The 23,067-nt window shown below is 64.9% G+C and carries 15 protein-coding genes; 6 read left to right on the plus strand and 9 right to left on the minus strand.

Annotated features, from left to right (window positions below):
* Positions 1–12 precede the first annotated feature (12 nt).
* The 7 genes from N2603_RS43975 to N2603_RS44005 all read right to left on the minus strand — a co-directional run bounded on the left by N2603_RS43975 (position 13) and on the right by N2603_RS44005 (position 9,017).
* On the minus strand, positions 13–1,989 hold the full coding sequence (locus tag N2603_RS43975) for an acetyl/propionyl/methylcrotonyl-CoA carboxylase subunit alpha (RefSeq protein ID WP_260387108.1): 1,977 nt from the start codon (positions 1,987–1,989) through the stop codon (positions 13–15).
* Complete coding sequence (locus tag N2603_RS43980; RefSeq protein WP_260387109.1) at positions 1,986–3,602, minus strand: acyl-CoA carboxylase subunit beta; 1,617 nt, start codon at positions 3,600–3,602, stop codon at positions 1,986–1,988. The genes N2603_RS43975 and N2603_RS43980 overlap by 4 nt, the downstream gene beginning before the upstream one ends.
* 113 nt (positions 3,603–3,715) lie before the next feature.
* Positions 3,716–4,582 (minus strand): beta-keto acid cleavage family enzyme, encoded by an 867-nt coding sequence (locus N2603_RS43985; protein ID WP_260387110.1) that lies wholly within the window; start codon positions 4,580–4,582, stop codon positions 3,716–3,718.
* Between the two features lie 221 nt (positions 4,583–4,803).
* On the minus strand, positions 4,804–5,604 hold the full coding sequence (locus tag N2603_RS43990) for a helix-turn-helix domain-containing protein (RefSeq protein WP_260387111.1): 801 nt from the start codon (positions 5,602–5,604) through the stop codon (positions 4,804–4,806).
* Positions 5,605–5,883: 279 nt separating this feature from the next.
* The gene (locus tag N2603_RS43995; RefSeq protein ID WP_260387112.1) at positions 5,884–6,540 is read right to left on the minus strand and encodes a glutathione S-transferase family protein; all 657 of its coding nucleotides are present in this window, start codon (positions 6,538–6,540) and stop codon (positions 5,884–5,886) included.
* A gap of 62 nt (positions 6,541–6,602) precedes the next feature.
* Positions 6,603–7,763 (minus strand): acyl-CoA dehydrogenase family protein, encoded by a 1,161-nt coding sequence (locus N2603_RS44000; RefSeq protein WP_018644405.1) that lies wholly within the window; start codon positions 7,761–7,763, stop codon positions 6,603–6,605.
* Positions 7,764–7,880: 117 nt separating this feature from the next.
* Positions 7,881–9,017, minus strand: coding sequence for an acyl-CoA dehydrogenase family protein (locus tag N2603_RS44005; protein WP_260387114.1), 1,137 nt, complete (start codon positions 9,015–9,017; stop codon positions 7,881–7,883).
* A gap of 267 nt (positions 9,018–9,284) precedes the next feature.
* On the opposite strand from N2603_RS44005, the gene N2603_RS44010 reads away from it, so the two are divergent.
* Positions 9,285–10,835, plus strand: a complete 1,551-nt coding sequence (locus N2603_RS44010) for an acyl-CoA synthetase (RefSeq protein ID WP_260387115.1) — start codon at positions 9,285–9,287, stop codon at positions 10,833–10,835.
* Between the two features lie 76 nt (positions 10,836–10,911).
* A complete protein-coding gene (locus N2603_RS44015; protein WP_260387116.1) occupies positions 10,912–12,135 on the plus strand; it encodes an ABC transporter substrate-binding protein in 1,224 nt (407 codons plus the stop codon).
* 70 nt (positions 12,136–12,205) lie between these two features.
* On the opposite strand, the gene N2603_RS44020 is transcribed toward N2603_RS44015, so the two are convergent.
* Entirely contained in the window at positions 12,206–12,967 is a 762-nt protein-coding gene (locus tag N2603_RS44020; RefSeq protein ID WP_260387117.1) for a helix-turn-helix transcriptional regulator, read from the minus strand.
* 187 nt (positions 12,968–13,154) lie between these two features.
* On the opposite strand from N2603_RS44020, the gene N2603_RS44025 reads away from it, so the two are divergent.
* The 4 genes from N2603_RS44025 (at position 13,155) to N2603_RS44040 (ending at position 19,582) form a co-directional block, all read left to right on the plus strand.
* Positions 13,155–15,419, plus strand: coding sequence for a marine proteobacterial sortase target protein (locus N2603_RS44025; protein WP_260387118.1), 2,265 nt, complete (start codon positions 13,155–13,157; stop codon positions 15,417–15,419).
* A 180-nt stretch (positions 15,420–15,599) separates the two neighbouring features.
* Positions 15,600–16,169, plus strand: a complete 570-nt coding sequence (locus tag N2603_RS44030) for a class GN sortase (RefSeq protein WP_260387119.1) — start codon at positions 15,600–15,602, stop codon at positions 16,167–16,169.
* Positions 16,170–16,312: 143 nt separating this feature from the next.
* Entirely contained in the window at positions 16,313–18,529 is a 2,217-nt protein-coding gene (locus N2603_RS44035; protein ID WP_260387120.1) for an acetate--CoA ligase family protein, read from the plus strand.
* A gap of 222 nt (positions 18,530–18,751) precedes the next feature.
* Positions 18,752–19,582, plus strand: a complete 831-nt coding sequence (locus N2603_RS44040) for an MlaD family protein (protein ID WP_260387121.1) — start codon at positions 18,752–18,754, stop codon at positions 19,580–19,582.
* A gap of 201 nt (positions 19,583–19,783) precedes the next feature.
* Here the strand turns inward: N2603_RS44040 and N2603_RS44045 are convergent, their stop codons facing one another.
* Complete coding sequence (locus N2603_RS44045) at positions 19,784–22,921, minus strand: autotransporter outer membrane beta-barrel domain-containing protein (protein ID WP_260387122.1); 3,138 nt, start codon at positions 22,919–22,921, stop codon at positions 19,784–19,786.
* Between the last annotated feature and the right edge of the window lie 146 nt (positions 22,922–23,067).

The following is a 23,067-nucleotide window of genomic DNA, read 5'->3' on the forward strand; positions in this document are numbered from 1 at the left end:
TTTGCGCCGCGCTTACCCGGCCCCGATCTCCGCGACGATCCGGCCCGTCGTGACCTGCTCGCCCTCGGCAACGTCGATCGCGGCGATCACGCCATCGATACCGGCCTTGTGGACGTGCTCCATCTTCATCGCTTCCAGCGTCAGCACCGGCTGGCCGGCGGTGACGCGGTCGCCCGGCTTGACGAGGACAGCGACGACGCGGCCGTTCATGGCGGCGCGGACCTTGCCGTCGCCGCCATTCGCTGCCGCCGCTTTCGGCGCGGCGAGGGTGAGATCGGTGACGGCGAGCGGAATGCCGCGGTGCTGGAGGTGGAGCCGGTCGCCGTCGCGCAGGAATTTGGCGCTGTCCATGACACCGTCGTGGCGGAAGCGGATCGCGTCGGGATCGAGCTGGTCAATCTCGAACTTGTCTTGCCGGCCGTCGGTGGCGACGGTGTAGCTGCCATCACGCTCGCGCGTGACGTCGAGCTCGTGCGCGTGGCCGGCGATTTCGATCTTCGCCGGAAGCGGAAAGGCGGCGGCGAGGCTCCGCCCGCTTTGCCATGACGGGGCGCGGGGGTTGGTGACGTAGAGCAGCAGGCCCGCCAGCGCCATGTCGAATGCGGCGTTCGCGCGCGGTGCCAGCAGCTCGTCGCGGTGCGCGCCGATGAAGGCCGTCGTCGCCTCGCCCCTGGCGAAGCCGGGATGGCGCAGGCAGGACATCAGGAACGCCTGGTTGGTGGTGACACCGAACGCGGTGAGTTGCTCGAGGCCGACGATCAGCCGGCCCCTCGCCTCCTCGCGATTCGCGCCATGGCTGATCACCTTGGCGATCATGGAATCGTAGAACGGCGGGATCTCCGAGCCCGATTGCAGCGCGTGCTCGACGCGAATGCTGTCAGGCACCTGCCAGCGCGCCATGCGGCCGGACTGCGGCATGAAATCCTGCGCGGCGTCTTCCGAGCAGAGCCGCACCTCGATGGCATGGCCAGTGAAGCGGATGTCCTGCTGCTTCACCGGCAACGGCTCGCCGCGCGCAATACGCAGCTGCAGCTCGACGAGATCGAGCCCGGTGATCGCCTCGGTCACGGGATGCTCGACCTGGAGACGGGTGTTCATCTCCATGAAGTAGAACTCGCCGCTTTCGTCGAGCAGGAACTCCAGCGTACCAGCGCCCTCATAGCGCAGCGCCTTCACTGCTGATACCGCGACCTCGCCCATCTTTGCACGCAGCTCGGGCGTGACCGCGGGGGACGGCGCCTCCTCGATCAGCTTCTGGTGGCGCCGCTGCACCGAGCAGTCGCGCTCGCCGAGATGGATGGCATTGCCGTGGCTGTCGCCGAACACCTGGATCTCGATGTGCCGGGGATTCTGGATGGCGCGTTCGAGGATGACCGTGGGATCGCCGAACGCTGCCTTCGCTTCCGACCGCGCGCTGCGCAGCGCGTCGGGGAACGACGCCGCATCGGCGACGAGCCGCATGCCACGTCCGCCGCCACCGGCGACCGCCTTGATCATCACGGGAAAGCCGATTGTTTTGGCTTCCGCGAGCATGACCACGTCGCCCTGATCGGCGCCTTGATAGCCGGGCACGCAGGGCACGCCGGCCTTCTTCATGATCTCCTTGGCGCCGGCCTTGTTGCCCATCGCCTCGATCGCCTGTGGCGACGGGCCGATGAAGACGAGGCCGGCATCCTTGCAGGCTTGCGCGAAGTCTTCGTTCTCCGCGAGGAAGCCATAGCCGGGATGCACCGCATCGGCGCCGCTCGCCTTGGCCGCGGCGATGATCGCGGGGATGTTGAGATAGGATTGGGCCGGCAAAGCTTCGCCGATGCGTACGGCCTGATTGGCTTGCTTCACGTGAAGCGCATCGCGATCCGCATCGGAATAGACCGCAACGACGCCCAAGCCGAGCCGCCGCGCGCTGCGCATCACGCGCAATGCGATCTCGCCGCGATTGGCGACCAAAACCTTGAAGAACGGCCGATGATGCACTGATCCGTTCCTCATGGGCGGGCCACCGAGAACTGCATGCGCTGAGGCGCCCGTGCATCGCCCTCACGGCAGATCGCGAGCACCTCGGAGAGAACCGCGCGGGTATCGCGCGGATCGATCACGCCGTCGTCGAGCACGCGCGCGCTGGTCGAGAACACATCCATCTGGCCGTCGAACACGCCGATGATCTCAGCCTTCATGGCGTCCAGCCTGTTCTTCTCGATCGGCTTGCCGCGGCGGGCCGCGGCGGCCTCGGTCACGATCGCCATGGTCTCGGCGGCCTGCTCGCCGCCCATCACGGCGGTCTTGGCGTTGGGCCAGGAGAAGCAGAAGCGCGGATGGAAACCGCGGCCGCACATGCCGTAATTGCCGGCGCCGAACGAGGCGCCGCAATAGATGGTGATTTGCGGCACCGTCGCCGAGGTCACCGCCTGGATCATCTTCGAGCCGTGCTTGATCATGCCGGCTTCCTCATAGGCCTTGCCGACCATGTAGCCGGTGGTGTTGTTGAGATAGAGGATCGGCGTGCGGGTCTGGCAGCAGGCCTGGATGAAATGCGTCGCCTTGTTGGCACCGGCGGGATCGAGCGGGCCGTTGTTGGTGATGATGCCGATCGCCTGGCCCTCGATGCGGGCATGGCCGCATACCGTGGCCGAACCGTAATTCGGCGCCATCTCGGTGAAGTCGGAATCGTCGACGATGCGGGCGATCACCTGCTTCATGTCGACGGGGCGCTTGTGGTCCATCGGCATGATGCCGAGCAGCTCGTCCTGGTCGTAGCGCGGCGGCTTGAACTCTGGAGCCGCCCGGCCCGGCCGCTCCCATTCCATCGCCGCCATGATCTCGCGCGCGATGCGCAATGCGTCGCGATCGTCCTCGGCGAGATAATCGCCGAGGCCCGAGATCTGCGTGTGCATCTCGGCGCCGCCGAGCTCTTCCTCGGTCGCGATCTCGCCGGTCGCGGCCTTCAGCAGCGGCGGCCCGGCAAGAAAGGCGCGGGTCCGGCCGCGGACCATGACGATGTAGTCGGAGAGACCAGTCTGGTAGGCGCCGCCCGCGGTCGAGGAGCCGTGCGTGACGGTGACGACCGGCAGCCCCGCCGCCGAGAGCCGCGCGAGATTGCGGAAGATGTTGCCGCCACGGACAAAATCCTCGACGCGGTAGCGCAGGAGGTTGGCACCGGCGCTTTCGACGAGCTGGACATAAGGTAGCTTGTTCTCCAGCGCGAGCTCCTGCACCCGCAGCGTCTTATCCAGGCCATAAGGTTGCAGCGCGCCGGCGTCGATGCCGGAATCACTGGCGCTGACCATGCAGCGGATGCCGGAGACGAAGCCGATGCCGGCGATGACGCCGCCACCCGGCACGCTCTTGTTGGGATCGGGCACGTCGAACATGTAGCCGGCGAGCGTCGACAGCTCGATGAAGGACGCACCGGGATCGAGCACCAGCGCGACGCGCTCGCGCGGCAGTAGCTGCCCGCGCTTGTGGAAGCGGTCCTTCGCCGCGGCGGATGCCGTACGCGTGCGCTCTTCCAGCGCGCGCATGCGGTCGATCAGCGCGAGCATGCCGTCGCGGTTGGCGTGGTAGCCGGCGCTGCCGGGGGAAATGGTGTTTTCGAGAATGGACATGACTCTATCCTACCCGTCATTGCGAGGAGCGAAGCGACGAAGCAATCCAGTCTGTTTCCGCGGATGCACTCTGGATTGCTACGCTTCGCTCGCAATGACGGCTGGGGCTACATTCAGCGATTCGTCCCAAAGATCTTCCGCGCCTCAGCGGGACTCGCGATCTCGCGGCCGGCGCGCCTTGCGCAGGCGGCGACGGCTTCGATGAGCTGGCCGTTCGAGGTCACCTTCTTGCCGTCGGCGAGATAGAAGGTGTCCTCGAGACCGGTGCGCAAATGACCGCCGAGCTCGGCACAGCGCTGATGCAGCGGCCAGATTTCTTCGCGGCCGATGGCGGTGACCTGGAAGTGCGCCTCGGGGCGCTTCAGCTTGATCAGGATCGGCAGCAGCTCGGGATCGGCAGGCATGCCGGAGGCGACGCCCATCACGAAATTATATTCGAGCGGGCCCTTGTACATGCCGACCTGGTGGTACATGCCGACGCAGCGGACGATGCCGACGTCGAAGCATTCGAATTCGGGGATGGTGCCCACGGCGTTCATGACGTCGAGATAGTCCTTCACCTTCTCGACCGCGTTGTCGAACATCATCGGCGGCCACGCCCAATTGTTGTCGGCCTTCACCTTCAGGTAATTCAGCGAGCCGGCGTTGCAGGCGGCGATCTCCGGCCTGGTCTCGCGGATGCAGTCGAGCGCGCCGCTGTAATTCGGCCCCGACACGCCCGAGGTGTGATTGATGATGACGCCGGGACAGGCTTCGCGGATCGCCTGCTGGATCTCCTTGCTGACCGCGACCTCCCAGGACGGCAGGTGCCCCTTGCCCGGCGCCTGCTGGCGCAGGTGGATATGCATGATGGACGCGCCGGCATCGAACGCAGCCCTGGCCTCGCGCGCCATCTGCTCGGGCGTCACCGGCACGTTGTGCTGCTTCGGGTCGGTGAGCACGCCGTTCAGCGCGCAGGTGATGACGGCCTTGTCGCTCATGCCAAAAATGTCTCGCACGTTGAGAATTCAACGCTTGCGATCATGTGACGCGCGACATGCGGCTTCTTGCGCGGAGAAGCTGAAGAAAATGAGGAATCGTAGGGTGGGTTAGCCCGCGGCTGCACGAAGTGCAGTCCGCTGGCGTAACCCACCTCTTTGGTTTCCGCAGAGGCATAAGTGGTGGGTTACGCCTTCGGCTAACCCACCCTACGAGAGCGGAGCTAGCTCGCCTCAGCCAGCCGCACCGTCTCGGTGCTGCGATAGATCGCAAGATCGCGCGAGCCGACGAAGATCGCGCGCGGCTTCAGGCCGTAGAAGCGGCGGATCGAGTGGCTGAAATGCGTGGAATCGGGATAGCCGATGTCCTGCGCGAGATGGGCGAGGTTGAGGTCCTGGTTGGCGAAGTGCAGCAGATGCCGCGCGCGCTTCCAGGCCCGGAAGGAGCGGAACGAGATGCCGGTCTCTTCCTTGAACAGGTGAAGGAAACGCGAGGCGGAGAGGCCCGCCTCGGTGGCGCAGGTGTCCGCCGTGACAGGCTCGCCGGAGAAGCGCTCGATGCGGGCCACCGCGCGCATCACGCGCGGGTCGAGCACGCGGCGCGGCAGCGCCTCGCCAAAGCACATCTCGTCGAACTCGGCGGTGGTGATGTCGCCATAGCGGCGCTGGCGCAGCAGCGCGTAGGCGGCGAGAATCTTGCGGGCGTAGACCGCGCGATCGGGTCCGGTCAGCCGCTCGGCCAGGGCCTCGATGACGCCATCCGGCATGCTCTCGGGCTCGAGCGTCACGCTGATCGCAGTGCGGTAGTCGCTGGCGATGGAATGCCGCTGGTTCGGCAAGGTGACGAACAGCTCGCAGGTGGCGAGGGCGTCGTCGATGGTCAGGTGCAGATTGCCCTTCACCGCCACGTAGACATGGCAACAGCCGGGCGTCCGCTTGCGGGGGCGACCGAGCAGGCCCGCATAAAACACCCGCTCCGGCGTGATCAGCATCAGATGGTCGGATTCGCGACCGTTATATTCCATTGGGCTCCTCCTCGCGCGGCTCTCTGGCCGCTGCGGACGGAGGTCACCTTAGCGGAAATTTGGGCGCTGTCACGACGGGATAGCGCTGTCATGGACGCGCAAAAAATTACCATTCCGGGAGCAAGGAGCCGCGCCCGGAACCATCACTTTCGTCGTCCCGGCGAAGGCCGGGACCCATACCGCGCGGTCTATCGATGCGGGTGAACCCTGTCCTGAATGACCAGTCTTCGCAAAACATCTCCCTGGGAGTATGGGTCCCGGCCTTCGCCGGGACGACCACTACGCCCTCACGCGCGGCGCAATATTCTGTTCCTTGCCGGCCTTTTGCTCCGCAGCAACGGCGCGCTTGAAGCCGTCGCGCTGCTGCAGGCGGGCCCAATAGGCTGCGACATTTGGCCCGAAGTCCTTGGCGAGGCCGATACTATCGGCGAGGCGCAGCGCATAACCGATGACAATATCAGCGGCGGTGAAGCGGCCGGCGCACAAGGTTTCGGCATTCGCGGTCGCTGCCTCAACGGCGCGCAGCCGTCCCAGGAACCACTTTGCGTAATCGGTGGCGACCTGCGGATTGCGGCGCTCCTCCGGCTCGAGCTGGGTGTATCTGAGCACCAGCGTCTGCGGGAAGGTTAACGTGGCATCGGAAAAATACATCCAGTTCAGGAACGCGCCATAGGCGGGATCCTCAGGCCCGACCATCAGAGGCGTCGGGCCATATTTGATGCCGAGATAGTGGCAGATGCCGGACGACTCGGTCATCCTGGTCTCGCCGTCGATCATGAAGGGAATGGTGCCGAGCGGATTGAGCGCAAGATAATCCTTGGCGAAGACGCGCGGCGGGAACGGCAGCATCTTCAACTCGTACGGCAGCCCCATCTCCTCCAGCATCCAGAGCGGACGGAACGAGCGCGCGGCGTCGCAATGATAGAGCGTGATCATGATGCATTTCCCCTAGAGCATGATCCGGAAAAGTGTGAAGCGGTTTTCCGACAAGATCATGCTCAAACTTTATGGCTGCCGGGCAGCGTACCCATCATCTTGCACAGGACCATCAGCATGACCTCGTCGGCGCCACCTCCGATCGAGGTCAGGCGGCTGTCGCGATAGGCACGGCTGACCGGCGTCTCGTTGGTAAAGCCCATTCCGCCCCAATATTGCAAGCAGGCGTCGGTGAGCTCGCGGCCGAGCCGGCCGGCCTTGAGCTTGGCCATGGTCGCAAGCCGCGTCACGTCCTCGCCGGCGACCAGCTGCTCGCCGGCGCGATAGATCAGCGCGCGCAACAGCTCGACCTCGGTCTGCATCTCCGCGAGCTTGAAGTGCACGACCTGGTTGTCGAGGATGCTGTGGCCGAAGGCCTTGCGGTTGCGGGTGTACTCGATGGTCTGGTCGATGATGTATTCGTGCGCCTTCAAACAGGCCGCCGCGCCCCAGAGCCGCTCCTCCTGGAATTGGATCATCTGGTAGGTAAAACCCTTGCCCTCCTCGCCGATCCGGTTGCGCTTGGGCACGCGGACATTGTCGAAGAAAATCTGCGCGGTGTCGGACGAGCGCATGCCCAACTTGTCGAGCTTGCGTGCGACGGTGACGCCCTTGCTCTTCATGGGCACGCAGATCAGCGACTTGTTGCGGTGAACCGGCCCCTCGCCGGTGTTGGCGAGCAGGCAGATCCAGTCGGCCTGGGTGCCGTTGGTGATCCACATCTTGCCGCCATTGATGACGTAATCGTCGCCGTCGGCGCGCGCAGCGGTCTTGATCGAGGCGACGTCCGAGCCCGCGCCGGGCTCGGAGACGCCGATGCAGGCGACGTAGTCACCGGAGATCGACGGCGCCAGGAACTCGCGCCGCACCTCGTCCGAGCCGAATCGCGCCAATGCCGGCGTCGCCATGTCGGTCTGCACCCCGATCGCCATCGGCACGCCGCCGCAGGTGATGGCGCCGAGCTCCTCAGCCATCATCAGCGCGTAGGAGTAGTCGAGGCCCGAGCCGCCGAACTCGACCGGCTTGTTCAGGCCGAGGAAGCCGAGACTGCCCATCTTCTTGAACAGCTCATGCGCCGGGAAGATGTCGGCCTTCTCCCATTCATCGACGTGAGGATTGATCTCGTTCGCGATGAATTTCTGCAGGGAGCGGCGGATGTCGTCGTGGTCGGCGGTGAATAGCATTTTATCCCCTTCGTCATTCCGGGGCACCCGCAACGCGGGTGAACCCGGAATCTCGATATTGTTGGACTCATCTCGAGGTCCCGGGTTCGCGCTTCGCGCGCCCCGGGACGACGGTTGTCACAACCCCATCTGCCGCGATGCCAGATCCTTCATGATCTCCTCGGTGCCACCGCCGATGGCGTTGACCTTGACCTCGCGGTAGATGCGCTCGGCCTTGATGCCGCGCATGAAGCCGGCACCGCCAAAGATCTGCACGGCTTCCGAGGCGCAGAACGCCATGGTCTGCGTGGCCTGGTTCTTCATCATGCAGATCTCGGCGACCGGGCTTTCGCCCTGCTCCAGCCGCCAGGCCAGCATCTCCAGCATCGCCTGGCTTGCGGCGACCTTCTGCGCCATGTCGACGATCTTGTGGCGGATGACCTGGTGCTGGGCGAGCGGCTTGCCGAAGGTCTTGCGTTCCTTCGCGTAGGCGATCGCTTCGTCGAGGCAGACGCGGGCGAAGGCCGTGCAGCTCGCCGCCATGCCCATCCGCTCGCTGTTGAAGTTCCGCATGATGATCTTGAAGCCCTGGCCCTGCTCGCCGATCAAATTCTCGGCCGGCACGCGGCAGTCGTCGAAATGCAGCGTCGCGGTATCGGAGGCCCACCAGCCCATCTTCTTCAGCTTCGTTCGCGACAGGCCGGGCGTATCACCCTCGATCAGGAGCAGGCTGACACCGCCGGCGCCCTCGCCGCCGGTGCGTACCGCAACGGTCAGGTAATCGGCGCGCACGCCCGAGGTGATGAACGTCTTTTCGCCGGTCACGACGTAGTGATCGCCATCGCGCCGCGCCCTTGTGCGGAGGTTTGCAACGTCCGAGCCGCCGCCCGGCTCGGTGATCGCGAGCGCGGAGATCTTCTCGCCCGACAGCACCTGCGGCAGCACGCGTGCCTTCACCTCGGTCCGCGCCGCGCGCGCGATCGGCGGCGAGCCGATGGTGTGGCTCATCAGGCTGGCGCTGACGCCGCCGGCGCCGGCCCGCGCCAGTTCCTGGCTGGCGACGATCTTCATGAACTGGTCAGCGGCGATGCCGCCATATTCCTCGGGGAATCCAAGTCCCAGAAGGCCGATTTCGGCGGCCTTGCGATAGAGCTCGCGCGGAAATTCGCCGGCTTCGTCCCATTCATGGGCGAACGGGCCGATCTCCTTCTCGACGAAGCGGCGCATGACGTCGCGGAAGGCGTCGTGCTCGGCGGTATAGAACAGGCTCTTCATCGTGGTCTCGCCCTGTTGGCGGATTCGTCGCGTCCACCATGGCTGGAACATTTGCCGTTCACTTGCGCAGAGTGGCTGACTGGGGAACCGCTTCACCGCAGCCTGCGACCTAGCAACTCAACGCAAGACGATTTTCGTCCCTCGCAGGCCAACTCCAAATCAAAAAAAAGACGTGGTGCACAAACTCCGGCTGGCCCTCGCGGCCACGCCGGGCATGGTGCCCGGCAAGAGGATACAGGCGGCACAAGACCGCCGAGGGAGGGATTTTTGGCCGTTCGCTACTACGACTGGATCGCCCACCATGGCCGCCGCACGCCCGGCAAGGTCGCGCTCATCGATCTCGCGAGCGAACGCCGCTTCAGCTATTCGCAGCTCGACGCCCGCGTCTCGCGCCTCGCCTCGTTCCTGCGTCACGGGTTGAAGGTCTCGCGCGGCGACCGCGTCGCCGTGCTGGCACTGAACACGACCGATACGCTGGAGGTGCAGTTCGCCTGCGGCCGGTTAGGCGCCATCTTCGTGCCGCTGAACACCCGCCTCACCGTCCCCGAACTCCAGTTCATCACCGCCGACTGCGCACCGAAGGTGATGATCCACGATACCGATCTGGCCGAGACCGCGCTCAGCGTCGCAAAGCTCTGCAACGTCGCGACCAGCCTGCTGCTTGGCCCGGGCGACAGCTATGAGGCCGGCATCGCCGCCGCAAAGCCGCTCGACCAGATCGAGGAGGTCACGCTCGATGATATCTCGACCATCATGTACACGTCGGGCACGACGGGGCATCCGAAGGGCGCGACCATCACCCATGGCATGACCTTCTGGAATTGCGTCAATCTCGGCGGCCCCGCCTGCATCGGGCCGGCCTCGGTGCTGCTCACCGTGCTGCCGCTGTTCCACACCGGCGGGCTGAATTGCTACACCAATCCGGTGCTGCATGCCGGCGGCACGGTCATGATCATGCGCGCCTTCGATCCCGGCACGGCGCTCGGCCTGATCAACGATCCCGCGCAGGGCATCAACGTGTTCTTCGGCGTGCCCGCGATCTACCAGTTCATGGCACAGCATCCGGCGTTCGCGACCACCGATCTGTCCCGGCTGATCGTCGGCGGTGTCGGCGGCGCGCCGATGCCGGTGCCGCTCCTGAAGGTGTGGGAGGCGCGCGGCGTCGCCCTGCAGCAGGGCTACGGGATGACCGAGACCTCGCCGGCCGTGCTGGTGCTCGATCGCGAGGATGCGGCACGCAAGGCAGGCTCCGCCGGCAAGCCCGTGCTGCACACGGAGGTACGCATCGTGCGGCCCGACGGCAGCGATGCCGATGTCGGCGAGCTCGGCGAACTCTGGGTTCGCGGGCCGAACATCACGCCGGGCTACTGGAACAGGCCGGAGGCGAACAAGACCTCCTTCACCGACGGCTGGCTGCATACCGGCGATGCGACCCGCGTCGATGAGGAAGGCTTCTACTACATCGTCGACCGCTGGAAGGACATGTACATTTCCGGCGGCGAGAACGTCTATCCGGCCGAGGTCGAGAACGTCCTGCACCAGCTCACCGCGATCGCGGAAGCCGCCGTGATCGGCATTCCCGATCCGCAATGGGGCGAGGTCGGCCTTGCCATCGTCGCCGTCAAACAGGGCCAGCGGCTGACCGAGGCGGATGTGTTCGCGCATTGCGCGGCCAATCTGGCCCGCTTCAAATGTCCGCGCCAGATCCGCTTCGTCGATGCGCTACCGCGCAACGCCACCGGCAAGATCCACAAGCCGACCTTGCGCAAGGAATTCTCCGTCGCCTCGGAGGTCGACAGGAAAGTCGCCATCGCCTGATCGAAGCGCCCCTTGCGGGCGCTTTTTCCTTTTTGAAGTGCCTGCCCCAGCCAACAAGAAACCCCAAGGAATTTCCATGAAGAACAAGAAACTCTCCCTGCTCGCCGCGGCTGCCGCCCTGACATTGCTCTCGGTCCAGGGCGCCCAGGCGCAGAAGAAATACGATACCGGCGTCACCGACACCGAGATCAAGATCGGAAATGTCGAGGCCTATTCGGGGCCTGCGTCCGCCTACGGCATCATCGGCAAGACCGAGGAAGCCTATTTCAAGATGATCAACGACCAGGGCGGCATCAACGGTCGCAAGATCAACTGGATTTCCTATGACGACGGCTATTCACCGCCGAAGACCGTGGAGCAGGTCCGCAAGCTGATCGAGAGCGACGAGGTGTTCCTGGTGTTCAACGCGCTGGGCACGCCGACCCAGACCGCCGTGCAGAAATATCACAACACCAAGAAGGTACCGCAGCTGTTCCTCGCCACCGGCGCCAGCAAGTGGAACGACCCGAAGAATTTTCCATGGACCATGGGCTTCCAGCCCAGCTACCGGGTCGAGGCCCAGATCTTCGCAAAATACATTCTGAAGGAGAAGCCGGACGCGAAGGTCGCGATCTTTTATGCCAACGACGATTTCGGCAAGGACTACCTCGCCGGCATCAAGGACGTGTTCGGTGACAAGGCGTCGAAGATGATCGTGGCCGAAGAGAGCTACGAGACCTCGGAGCCCTCGATCGACGCCCATATCGTCAAGCTCAAGGGCACCGGCGCCGATGTCTTCGTCAACATCGCGACTCCTAAATTCGCAGCTCAAGCCATCAAGAAGATCGCGGAGCTCGAGTGGAAGCCGATGCACCTGATGACCGACGTTTCGGTGTCGATCGGCGCGGTGATGAAGCCGGCCGGCCTCGAGGCATCCGAAGGCGTGCTGTCGGCCGGCTATCTGAAGGATGCCTCGGATCCGCAGTGGAAGGACGACGAGGGCATGAAGAAATTCATGACCTTCATCGACAAGTACATGCCCGGCGCAAACATCTCCGACGCAAATCTGGTTTACGCCTATGCTGCGGCCCAGACAATGGTGCAGGTGCTGAAGCAGTCCGGCGACAATCTGACCCGTGAGAACGTGATGAAGCAGGCTGCCAGCCTGAAGGACTTCGTCCCCGACACGCTGATCCCCGGCATCAAGATCAACACCTCGTCCACGGACTTCGCGCCGATCGAGCAGCTCAAGATGTGGCGGTTCAAGAAGGGCCAGTGGGAGCTGTTCGGCGACATCATCAGCGCCGACCCGAGCGGCTAGCTCGCGACGCATGGTCCGCGCACGAAAGATGGCGGCCGCGAGGCCGCCATCTCTTTATCCGCGGGTGAACCTAGGCCGGCAGGAACAGCGCGAACGGCTCTTCCACCGTGCGACGCAGGTGCTTTCGGTACAGCTCATAGTTGGCATCGCCGGGCGCGACGCGTCCCAAAGACGGTTTTGGAATGTTCCTGATCGGCACATAGGCGATGGGCGCGGCGATCGGCGTCAGCTGCGAGCCGGGGCCGGCGCGGAGCGTCGAGATGATGCCGTACATCTCGCCGGCGACCGTCGGCCGCGACACCGTGATCACACGGTGCTGACCATGCTTGATGATGACGAGATAGATGAAGCCGGACTGATGGGGAACGGCGACCTCGCCGGTGTGCTCATAGGCGGTATCGGTACGCTCGCCCTCGCGGAACACCAACGAGGGGACTTTCGGCTCCCAGACGATCTCGGTGCGGTAGGCGAAGATCGCATCCTTGTCGCCGAAGGACGGGCGCAGCGTGATGTAGACGTCCTCGAGCCAGGTCACCGCGCGATGCGCATAGGAGCCGAGGCTGTCGGGCGCGACGTCGTTTGCGGCGGGAGGCGTCACCACGGCGGCGCTCTTGCGCAAGGACACACCCAGCGCCTGCTCGAGCCGGACCGTCGTCGCCAAGGTGAACGGCCGGCGGCCGCCTAAAACCTTCTCCAGCGTCGACAGACTAAGCTTGGCCTGCTCGGCCAGCGCCTGCCGGGAGATCCGGCGTCTGGCCAGCTCCTCGCGAATGGTCTCCGCGATCTCGCGGCTCTGCTCGTCTGAAAGCTGCTTGTCGGCCTGCGTCTGCATCGTCAACCCTGCCCTGGGAGTGCCATCCTAGCAGGGCGGACAAACCAGCACAAAACCGCACATCGCCGCCCCGGCGGCGGGCCCGTCCGGCTGGCGGCGGCGGAACATTGCCGATCATTCTGCTCGCGAAATCAGGCCCTCCCGGCGGATGCTGAAGGCCAGCAAACATGCTTCGGGAGCAGGCCAAATGGCGACCTACGACACAGCCGACAGCGACGAACACCCCCTGCTGGGCCGGCTGATCAAGATCGGATTATTCCTTCTGGCGCAGAGCATCGCGGTGATGCTGGTCGCCTTCGTGGCCCTGCTGGTGAGCTTCGGGACGGGCTGGTCGGCAACGACCGAGCAGGCCGGCCTGCTCCAGCCCGGCGAGGCGCGAGCAGGCAGCCTGCTGCTGAAGGAGGATGGCGCCTATACCGAGGCGATCCGCCTCGGCACCGACATCGACATCACGGTATCGGGCCCGACGCTGCGCGCCCGCGTCACGCAGGTGTTCCGCAATCCGACCAAAGACTGGGTCGAAGCCACCTATGTCTATCCGCTCGCGACCAATGGTGCCGTCGACACGCTGAAGCTGGTGGTCGGCGACCGCGTCATCGTCGGCGACGTCAAGGAGCGGCAGCAGGCCCGCGTGATCTACGAGCAGGCGCGCAGCGCCGGCCAGAAGGCCGCGCTCACCGAGCAGGAGCGGCCCAACATCTTCACCAATTCGGTCGCCAATATCGGCCCCGGCGAAACCGTGCTGGTGCAGATCGAATACCAGGAGCCGGTGCACCAATCCGGTAATGAATATTCGCTGCGCCTGCCGCTGGTGGTCGCCCCGCGCTACAATCCAGCGCCGATCGTGCAGAGCGTCGACTTCCGCCAGGATAGCTCCGGCTGGGGCGCGACGACGTCGAATCCCGTGCCGGATCGCGATCGCATCTCGCCGCCAGTGCTGGATCCCGCGAAGAATGCGCCGGTCAATCCGACCAGCATCACGGTCCGCCTGAAGGCCGGCTTTGCGCTCGGTGAGGTCAAGAGCCACCACCACAACGTCAAGATCGAAAGCCCTGATAACACGACGCGTGTCGTCACGCTCGCCGACGGTGTCGTTCCCGCCGACCGCGATTTCGAGCTGACCTGGAAGCCGGATGCCGAGAAGGCGCCGTCGGTCGGGCTGTTCCGCGAGCGTGTCGGCGATGCCGATTACCTGCTCGCCTTCGTCACCCCGCCGAGCGCCGAACAGGCAACGCAGAAGCCGCTGCCGCGCGAGGTCGTGTTCGTGATTGACAATTCCGGTTCGATGGGCGGCACCTCCATCGTTCAGGCCAAGGCGAGCCTGCTCTATGCCCTCGGCCGCCTCCAGCCCAATGACCGGTTCAACGTGATCCGTTTCGACGACACCATGGACGTGCTCTTCTCCACCTCCGTGCCGGCCGACCCCGCACATCTCGGCGAAGCACTCGGTTTCGTGAATGGATTGCAGGCGCGCGGCGGCACCGAGATGGTGCCGGCGATGCGCGCCGCGCTGACGGACAAGATCAGCGACACGAACATGGTTCGCCAGGTCGTGTTCCTGACCGACGGCGCGATCGGCAACGAGCAGCAATTGTTCGAGACCATCACGGCGATGCGCGGCCGCTCGCGCGTGTTCATGGTCGGCATCGGGTCTGCGCCCAACACCTATCTGATGACGCGCGCCGCCGAGCTCGGCCGCGGCGCCTTCACTCATATCGGCTCAGTCGAGCAGGTCGAGGAGCGCATGCGCGGCCTGTTCGCCAAGCTGGAGAACCCGGCGGTGACCGGCCTCACCGCGAAGTTCTCCGAGGCCAGGGCCGACGTCACCCCGGCGATCATTCCGGATGTCTATCGCAACGAGCCGCTGGTGCTGGCGGCCAGGCTCGACAAGCTCGCAGGCTCGCTCGAGATCAAGGGACGCGTCGGCGACCGTCCGTGGTCGGTGACGCTGCCGCTGCAAAATGCCGCCGAAGGCAAGGGCCTGTCAAAACTGTGGGCGAGGCGCAAGATCGGCGACGCCGAGGTGGCACGCACCCTGCGCGAAATGACGCCTGAAGAGTCCGACAAGGCGATCCTGGCGCTGGCGCTCGACCATCAGATCGTCACGCGGCTCACCAGCCTCGTCGCGGTCGACAAGACGCCGAGCCGGCCCGAGGGCGAACCGCTCAAGCTCAGCGAGCTGCCGATCAATCTGCCGGCCGGCTGGGATTTCGAGAAAGTGTTCGGCGAACGACCACATCTGACGCCGACACAGCTGCGCGAACGTCATGCCGATGCGCGCAATCAGTCGGCGACGCGACGGCCGGCGCCTGCCGCACCCGATGCGATCCGTTTGCCCAAGACTGCAACCTCGGCCGAGCTGAAGATGATCGCAGGCTTCATCCTGATCGTGCTCGCCCTGGTCCTGTTCGTGTTCAACCGGCGTCAGCCCTTGCTCACTGACGCCGCTTGAGAGAGGAGCATCCCCGAACTCCTCTGTTAGCGCGCGCGGCTGCCCGTCCCGTACAACGGCCGCGCGCGCCTTTTTTTGATCGTCATTGCGAGGAGCGAAGCGACGAAACAATCCAGACTGCCGCCGCGGAGACAGTCTGGATTGCTTCGCTTCGCTCGCAATGACGGGAGACGAAGCACAATGCCCCGCCTCATCTCTCCCCTGGCCTTGGCGCTGATCGGCCTCATCCTGTTCGGCGATGGCGCCTACATCCACGCCAAGGCGTGGCTGGCGCAGGTGCTGCTGGAACGGGCGTTCGACCGAAGCATTGCGACGGGCCAGCCAGCCAAGCCGTGGTCGTGGGCCGACACCTGGCCGGTCGCGCGGATCGAGGTGAAGCGGATCGGCGCCAGCGCCATCGTGCTGGAAGGCGCGAGCGGACAGGCGCTCGCTTTCGGACCCGGCCATATCCAGCACACGGCCGATGCGGGCGAACGCGGGATTGCCGTCTATGCCGCGCATCGCGATACTCATTTCCGCTTCCTGCGCAATGTTGTCATGGGTGACATCATCGATGTCACACGCAGCGACGGCCAACATTTTCGCTATCGCGCGGATTCCTCGGCCGTGGTTCGCTTCGATGAATCAGGTATCGACGCCACGGAAGGGGGATTCGAGCTTGTCCTCGCGACCTGTTGGCCATTCGACGCCGTCACCTCCGGCCCTGAGCGCTATATCCTGCATGCAACATTGATTGAAACGGGCAGATAGATCGCCCAACGGGATGGCGACACGCGCCGACGCGCACTTCATTCCACCACACGGCATACCAGCCACACGGTTGCCACTCCGAAGGACTCCCCATAGAAGAGAGTGACGCGCCACCAAATAAGAACAACAGGTGAGGTCACGCCATGGAAGCCCGTGTGTCTGCAGCGTCCGCGTCCCGTCCATGGTCTCCGCCACCCGATGCCAGCGACATCGTCAAGGGAATCCACGCCATGCTGCACCCGCACAACATCGTGCTGGTGGGCGCGACCGACAAGCCCGGCAATTATGCCGAGCGCATCTGGAACAATCTGGTCAAATACGGTTTCGAGGGCGGGCTCTATCCGGTCAACGCCAAGCGCGAGAGCATCTGGGGCGTCACCTGCTACAAGGATTTCGCCAGCCTTCCGGAAAAGCCGGATCACGTGCTGGTGCTGGTGCCGGCGCGCTTCGCCGTGCAAGTGATCCGCGATGCCGCTGCGGCCGGCGCGCGCTCGGCCACCATCGTCACGTCGGGCTTCAGCGAGCTGCAGGATGACGAGAGCCAGAGGCTCGCCGCCGAATTGCAGGCGGCGGTGCGCGAGACGGGTCTCGCCGTCACCGGCCCGAATTGCCTCGGCAACCTAAGCGCGGGCGAAAAACTCTTCACCAATATCGACGACCGCATCGTCACCATGGAACAGGGCGCGGTGGCGATCGCCGGCCAATCCGGCGCCATCGTCATGGCGATCCGCCAGGCGCTGGACGATCGCGGCGTCGGTGTCGGCTACATGGTGACGACAGGCAATGAGGCCGGGCTCGAGACGCCGGACCTGATGCGCTATTTCGCCGAAGATCCGAGCATCAAAGTGATCGTCGTCTATCTCGAAGGCGTGCGCAACACCAAGGCGTTTCGCGATGCCTGCAAGGCGGCGCGCGCCGCCAGCAAGCCGGTGATCGCGCTCAAACTCGGCGCATCCGAGGGCGGCCGCGCCGCGGCGATGGCGCATACCGGGGCGCTGGCAGGATCGATCGAGACCTTCGACGCCATCGCCACGCGCGAAGGCGTCATTCGCGTCGGCGGCCTCGACGAGCTGATCGAGACCACCGAATGCTTCGTTCATTCTGCCGTGCCCAGAGGCGACCGGCTCGCCGCCGTGACGCTGTCCGGCGGCAAGCGCGGCATGCTGCTTGACGCCTTCTATGCAGAAGGCCTCAACTTCGCGCCGCTGAGCCCGCACGTCGGGTCCGAACTGGCGAAGATGCTCGGGCCGGGCTCGATCGTCGGCAATCCGCTCGACGCCGGCTTTGCCGCGGTGGTCGATCCCTCCGTCTACATGAAGTCGATCAAGCTGATGATCGACGATCCCGACATCGACATCGTCATCATCGACGCCGAGCTGCCGAAGGCGCCGCACGAGGCGCGCGAGCGGAACTTGCGTATCGTCAACGACATGGCGAGCGGGGCCGGCAAGCCCGTGATCTATATCAGCGCGATGTCGATCGGCTTCACCGACTTCACCAAGGGCTTGCGCAAATCGCTACCCCATCTCGCCGTGATGCAGGGCATGGACCGCGCCGTGACCGCGATCAAATCGCTGCTCGCCTATGCGAAGCTGCGCAAGGCGGTGCCCGATATCGTCTCGAGCTCGAAGCCCGCCGCACGCACCGTGCTGGAGAAGGTGCTGAACTCGGCGAACGGCGCCGCGCTCGACGAGGTCGCCTCGAAGAAGCTGCTGAAGGCCTATGGCATCCCGATCTCGAAGGAAGCGATCGCGCAGACGGCGGCGGAGGCAGTGAAGATCGCCAGGCAGATCGGTTTCCCCGTCGTCGCAAAGGTCGTCAGCGCCGAGATCCTGCACAAGTCCGACATCGGCGGCGTGGTATTGAACCTCAACAGCGCGGGCGAGGTGAAGAAGGCGTTCACCGACATCACCGCGCGCGTGGCGAAGCTCAAGGGCAAGCCGAAGCTCGACGGCATTTTGATCGCGCAGCAGGTCAAGGCCGATCTCGAGCTCGTGGTCGGCGCCTCGCTCGACGCCGAGATGGGTCCGGTCGTGTTGTTCGGCACCGGCGGCATCGACATCGAGCTGATGAAGGACGTCGCGCTCGCCGGCGCGCCGCTGGACGAGGCCGAGGCGCGGCTACTGATCGGCCGCACCAAGGCCGGCATCAAGATGCGCGGCTATCGCGGCAAACCCGCCCTGCACGAGGCCTCCGCGGTGAAGGCGCTGGTCGGCCTCTCCAATCTGATCGCGGATGCCAGCGACCGGATCGCATCGATCGACATCAACCCGTTCCTGATCAATGCCAGGGCAGGTGTGGCCGTCGACGCCCTGATCGTTCTGAACAACGCTGCGGCAAAGCGTGCGGCCGGACATTGATGTCGCGTAGTACCATAGGGTGGATTAGCCACCGGGTCCGCGCTATGCGCGGCCCGATGACAGGCTCCGCGTAATCCACCAACTCACGTGGCGGGCGAACAGAAACGGTGGGTTACGCTTCCGCCTTCGCTCTGCGAGCTTCGGCGGACAAGTCGTTAACCCGCCCGATGTACCATCGCGGCCTTCTTCCAACTTCCCCGCTTTGGCCGTAGACTCAGCCTCATGGCACGCGCGAGCAATCTTGTGATCGGAACAGTGACGCTGGCGGTGATCGCCGTGGCGTTCGGCGGCCTGCTCGGCGTGCAGAAATGGCGGACCATCCAGAGCCGCAGCCAGTTGCGCGTGGTGTTCGAGGGCGGCTCCGCCAGCGGCCTGCGCCGCGGCGGCCCGGTCAATTTCGACGGCGTGCTCGCGGGCCAGATCCTGTCGATCAAGCTGGACAATCCCCGCAAGGTCGTGGCGCTGGTGATGCTCGACAACTCCGCGCCGATCCGCAAGGACACCGTGGCCGGTATCGAGTTCCAGGGTCTCACCGGCGTCGCCGCGGTCTCCTTGATCGGCGGAGCGCCCTCCGCGCCGCCGGTACCGCTGGATTCGGACGGCATTCCCGTGCTCACCGCCGATCTCAGCGATGTCGAATCCATCGTCGACACCCTGCACAGTGTCGACCGCACCATCGTGAGCAACGCCCCCGCGATCAAGGAGGGCCTGCGCACATTCGAGACCTATACCGCCGATCTCAGGAGCAAGGGCGGCGAGATCGATGCCGTGATGGCCAAGGTCGACAGCGCCTTTGCGGGATTCGACAAGGCCGTCACCAAGATCGAGGGCGTGGTGCCCGGCTTCGTCGACGGCAAGGCCGACGAGCTGTTCGAGAAGGTGCAGGGGCTGCGCGAGCTCGCCGACATGATGAGGAAAAAGTCGGCGAGCTATATCGAGGACATCCGCCGCTCGCTGCTCGACGTCAGTGAGACCGCCAACAAGATGGCCGGCACGCCTGTGCCCGCTGCCGTCCCGCGCCCGCCACGCAAGCCTCCGCAGAAGAAGCAGTAGCGCACCTTCTTACCCTCCCCTGGAGGGGGAGGGTCGATCGCGCGTAGCGCGAGCGGGGTGGGGTGATCTCTCCACTCGAACAGTGCGAAACGCGGATAGACTGTCACCCCACCTCGGTTCGCATTGCGCTACGCTCCATGCGAACCGATCCTCCCCCTCCAGGGGAGGATGGCAGTCCCGCTGTGGCCTATAGGCCGCATCTCACCACGCGTAGCGGACGACGCCCTTGCCGGCGTAGGAACGGGTGACGTTCGAGAACTCGCCTTCGAACGTTGCCGACGCGGACCAGCCGTTCATCCAGTTCATCTGCACCGACGCCGTGGTCAGTGCGGAATCGCGCGCCTGAGGAGCGCCGTTCACGACGAAGGCCGCGCCCGGCAGCGTCTGGAACACCGCACCGATGGTGCGGTCCGGATTGTAGTCATGCGCCCAGGCGAGCCGGCCGCGCAGAGTCATCAGGCCGCCGGCCGCCGCAAACGACTTGTCCGCACGCAGGCCGAGCTCGGTGCGGGTGCTGGTGACGTCCTTGGCGGCGTAATTGAGCGCAAAGGTGTTGTTGCCGACCACCGCGAATTCCGAATAGTTCGGCAGGCTGAACAGGGTGGCCTGGGCCGCGGCATAAGGCGTGAGGCCGATCCACTGCGTGGCATAGCGGTAACCACCCTCGATCCGGCCCGAGAAGGCGTTGGCATTGAACTGCGCCCGCAATTGATCGACGCCTGCGGCGGTTACGATGCGGTTCGTCGTGACGTCCTGCCAGCCATAGGCGAGCGCAGCGGTGATATAGGCCGGTCCCACCGTGTGCCGCACGAAGGCGCCGGCCTGGAACAGGTCGGAGCGGCCCCAGCCGAGCCCGTTGACGTTGAAGCCGGTGCCGCCGCCGGCCAGCGCGAAACCGGCGATCGTCGACGGCGAGAAGCGGTAGTCGAGACCGACTGCCGTGCCATAGACGCTGCTGCCGGTGGTGTTGGAGCCGAGGGCGGTGTTGCCGTCGGTGGTCTGCGACCCACCATAACCGGCTGCCCACACGTCCCAGCGCTGCGCGAACGTCGCAGCCGGCGCCTTGCGGTAGATCGAGGCGAAGGCGTCGCGCGCGTTCTTCTCACGCGTGCCTTTGCCGGCCGCCGCATAAGCGCTCGCTTCGTCGGCAAACGGCGTCGCATCAGGCGCACCGCTGCGCCCCGAGCCGAACACGTCGGTCAGCAGATTGATGAACAGGTTCATCGCATTGAAAGTCGTCTGCTGCGATCCCGTGCCCGATTCACCGGAGGCCTGTGTGAGGCCGGCCGGCGAGAGGTTGGCGAGCGCGACCGGAAGGCTACCGGTGCTGTTGAAATAATTCGTCAGCACGTTGGCGACGTTCTGCTGATTGATGTTGAGGCCGCCGCCATAGCCCAGCGCGAGGTCGAGGTAGACGTTGTGAAGATCGTAGCTGAGCGTCGCATGCAGATTCGACGAGAGCCCCGCAACGACCGGGTTGAACGCATCGGGGAGCGTTGTCGCATTCAGGATCGTGTAGTGCTTCGCGATCGAGCCGGTCGGGACGACGACGACGGTGGCGCCGCCGAGCGTCGCCGTTCCCGTCACGACCGCAAGGCCGTTGCTGGCGCCCGAGACCTGCACCATGTAGCTCGACGCCGATGTGAACGAGAGGTCGCCGGACACGGTGAGCGTGCCGGTCGGATTGCCCGGCGCCAGCGTGCCGCCATTGACGGTGGTCGTGCCGACCGTACCGACCCCACTGAGCGTGCCGCCGCTCGCAACGGTCACGGTGCCGTTGATGGTGCCGGCAAGCAAAAGCGTGCCGCCGAGCACATTCCAGTCCTGATTGCCGGTGCCGGTCACGGTCCAGGTCGAGCTGTCGACCTTGTTGAAGGTCGAAAAGCCGCTGTATTGCAGGCCGGTGCCGATCAGGTCGAGATTGAATGTATCCTTGCCGGTGCCGCCGAGTTGGAAAGTGTCGGTGCCGGATGCAATCACTTGGCCGTTGATGGCGCTCCCGGGGCCGAGCGTCAGCGTGTTCGGGCCGCAGCTGCAGAACTCGATCGCGGCCAAGCCGGTCGCGGCATTGATGGTGCCCGAGTTGAAGACGCTTCCGGCGCCACCGACGCTGATGCCGACACCGCTGGCCCCGACGGTGATGGTACCGGTATTCACGATCTGGTTGGTCGTGCTGAAAGAGCTGACGTCGATGCCGATGCCGAACGTGCCGACAGTAATCGTGCCGCTATTGGTGATGGTGTTGGAGTCACCGACCGCGAAGATGCCTTCGGTCGAATCGCCGCCTGTGATCCGCCCGCTGTTTGTGATCGTAGAGGACGAGCCGTTATAGAGGATGCCCCAGCCGACCTGGCCGACAGTGATCGTGCCGCTTTGGCTGATCGTGGCCCTGTCCCCCTGGATCGAAATGCCGGCCGTTCCGTTGTCCCCCACCGTGATCGTGCCGCCATTGATGATCTTCGAGTCATCGCCCAACACGGCAATACCGACGCCCAAATCGCCGGCCGTGATCGAGCCGAAATTGCTGGCGGTCTGGAAATCGCCTTGCATGAAGATGCCGGCGGCGTTCTGCCCGACCGCGATCCTGCCGGTGGCCGTGTTCGTGATCGTGTTGTTGTTGCTGATCGCCAGAATGCCGCCGGAGAAGCCGCTGGAATCGCCGACCGTGATCGCACCGGCATTGGTCACGGTCACGCTGCCGAACGCAAAGATCCCGATCGAATCGTCGACGCCGGTGATCGTGCCCGTCGCGGTGTTCGTAATGGTGTTAGTGCTGTTGATCTGGCCGGCGAAGACACCTACGCCCGACGCACCGATCGACAGCGCCCCGGTGTTGGTGACGGTGTTGCTGTCGCCGACCGAGATCGCTGCGCCGTTATCACCTGTCGTGATCGTTCCGGCATTGGCGACGATGTTGTGGTCGATCACCTGGATGCCGAGGCCGTTGTCGAGCACCGTGATGGTGCCGTTGTTGGTCACGGTGTTGGTGTTTCCGGCAGCGATACCGGTCAGACCCGAGCCTGCCGACAGCGTCCCGTTATTGGTGACAGTGCTCGAATTGTTGACGCCGATCGAGAGCGTGCCGTTGTCGTTTACGGTCGCGCCGGAGAGCACGTTGACATTGAGGCTGTCGACGCCGGCTCCGGCCTGAAAACCGTCCGTATCCGTGCCGCTGCAAGTGACAGTCTGGCCGCTGGTGGCGGGATCGGGCGCGCAGAGCGCGTTAGCGGGCGTCGCGCAAAGGCTGAGGCCGACGAAGACCGCCGATACGCCTATGAGCGACGCAGTGACGGATCGGCGCAGTCGATCCTGCCGCCTCCCTGGCCCCTCGCCTTGCACGCCACACCCCCATTCCCAGCAATTCCGCCGGGAACTTAGGCCATAGCGAGGCTCCGTAGAACTACGGCGACGCCGGAATGCGTCCGTTTGGCACACAACCGAAGCAGAATCTGAGCGTCATGTTGCAACCGCGCCACGGTTTTGCG

Source organism: Bradyrhizobium huanghuaihaiense (genome assembly GCF_025200885.1).
GTDB lineage: Bacteria > Pseudomonadota > Alphaproteobacteria > Rhizobiales > Xanthobacteraceae > Bradyrhizobium > Bradyrhizobium huanghuaihaiense.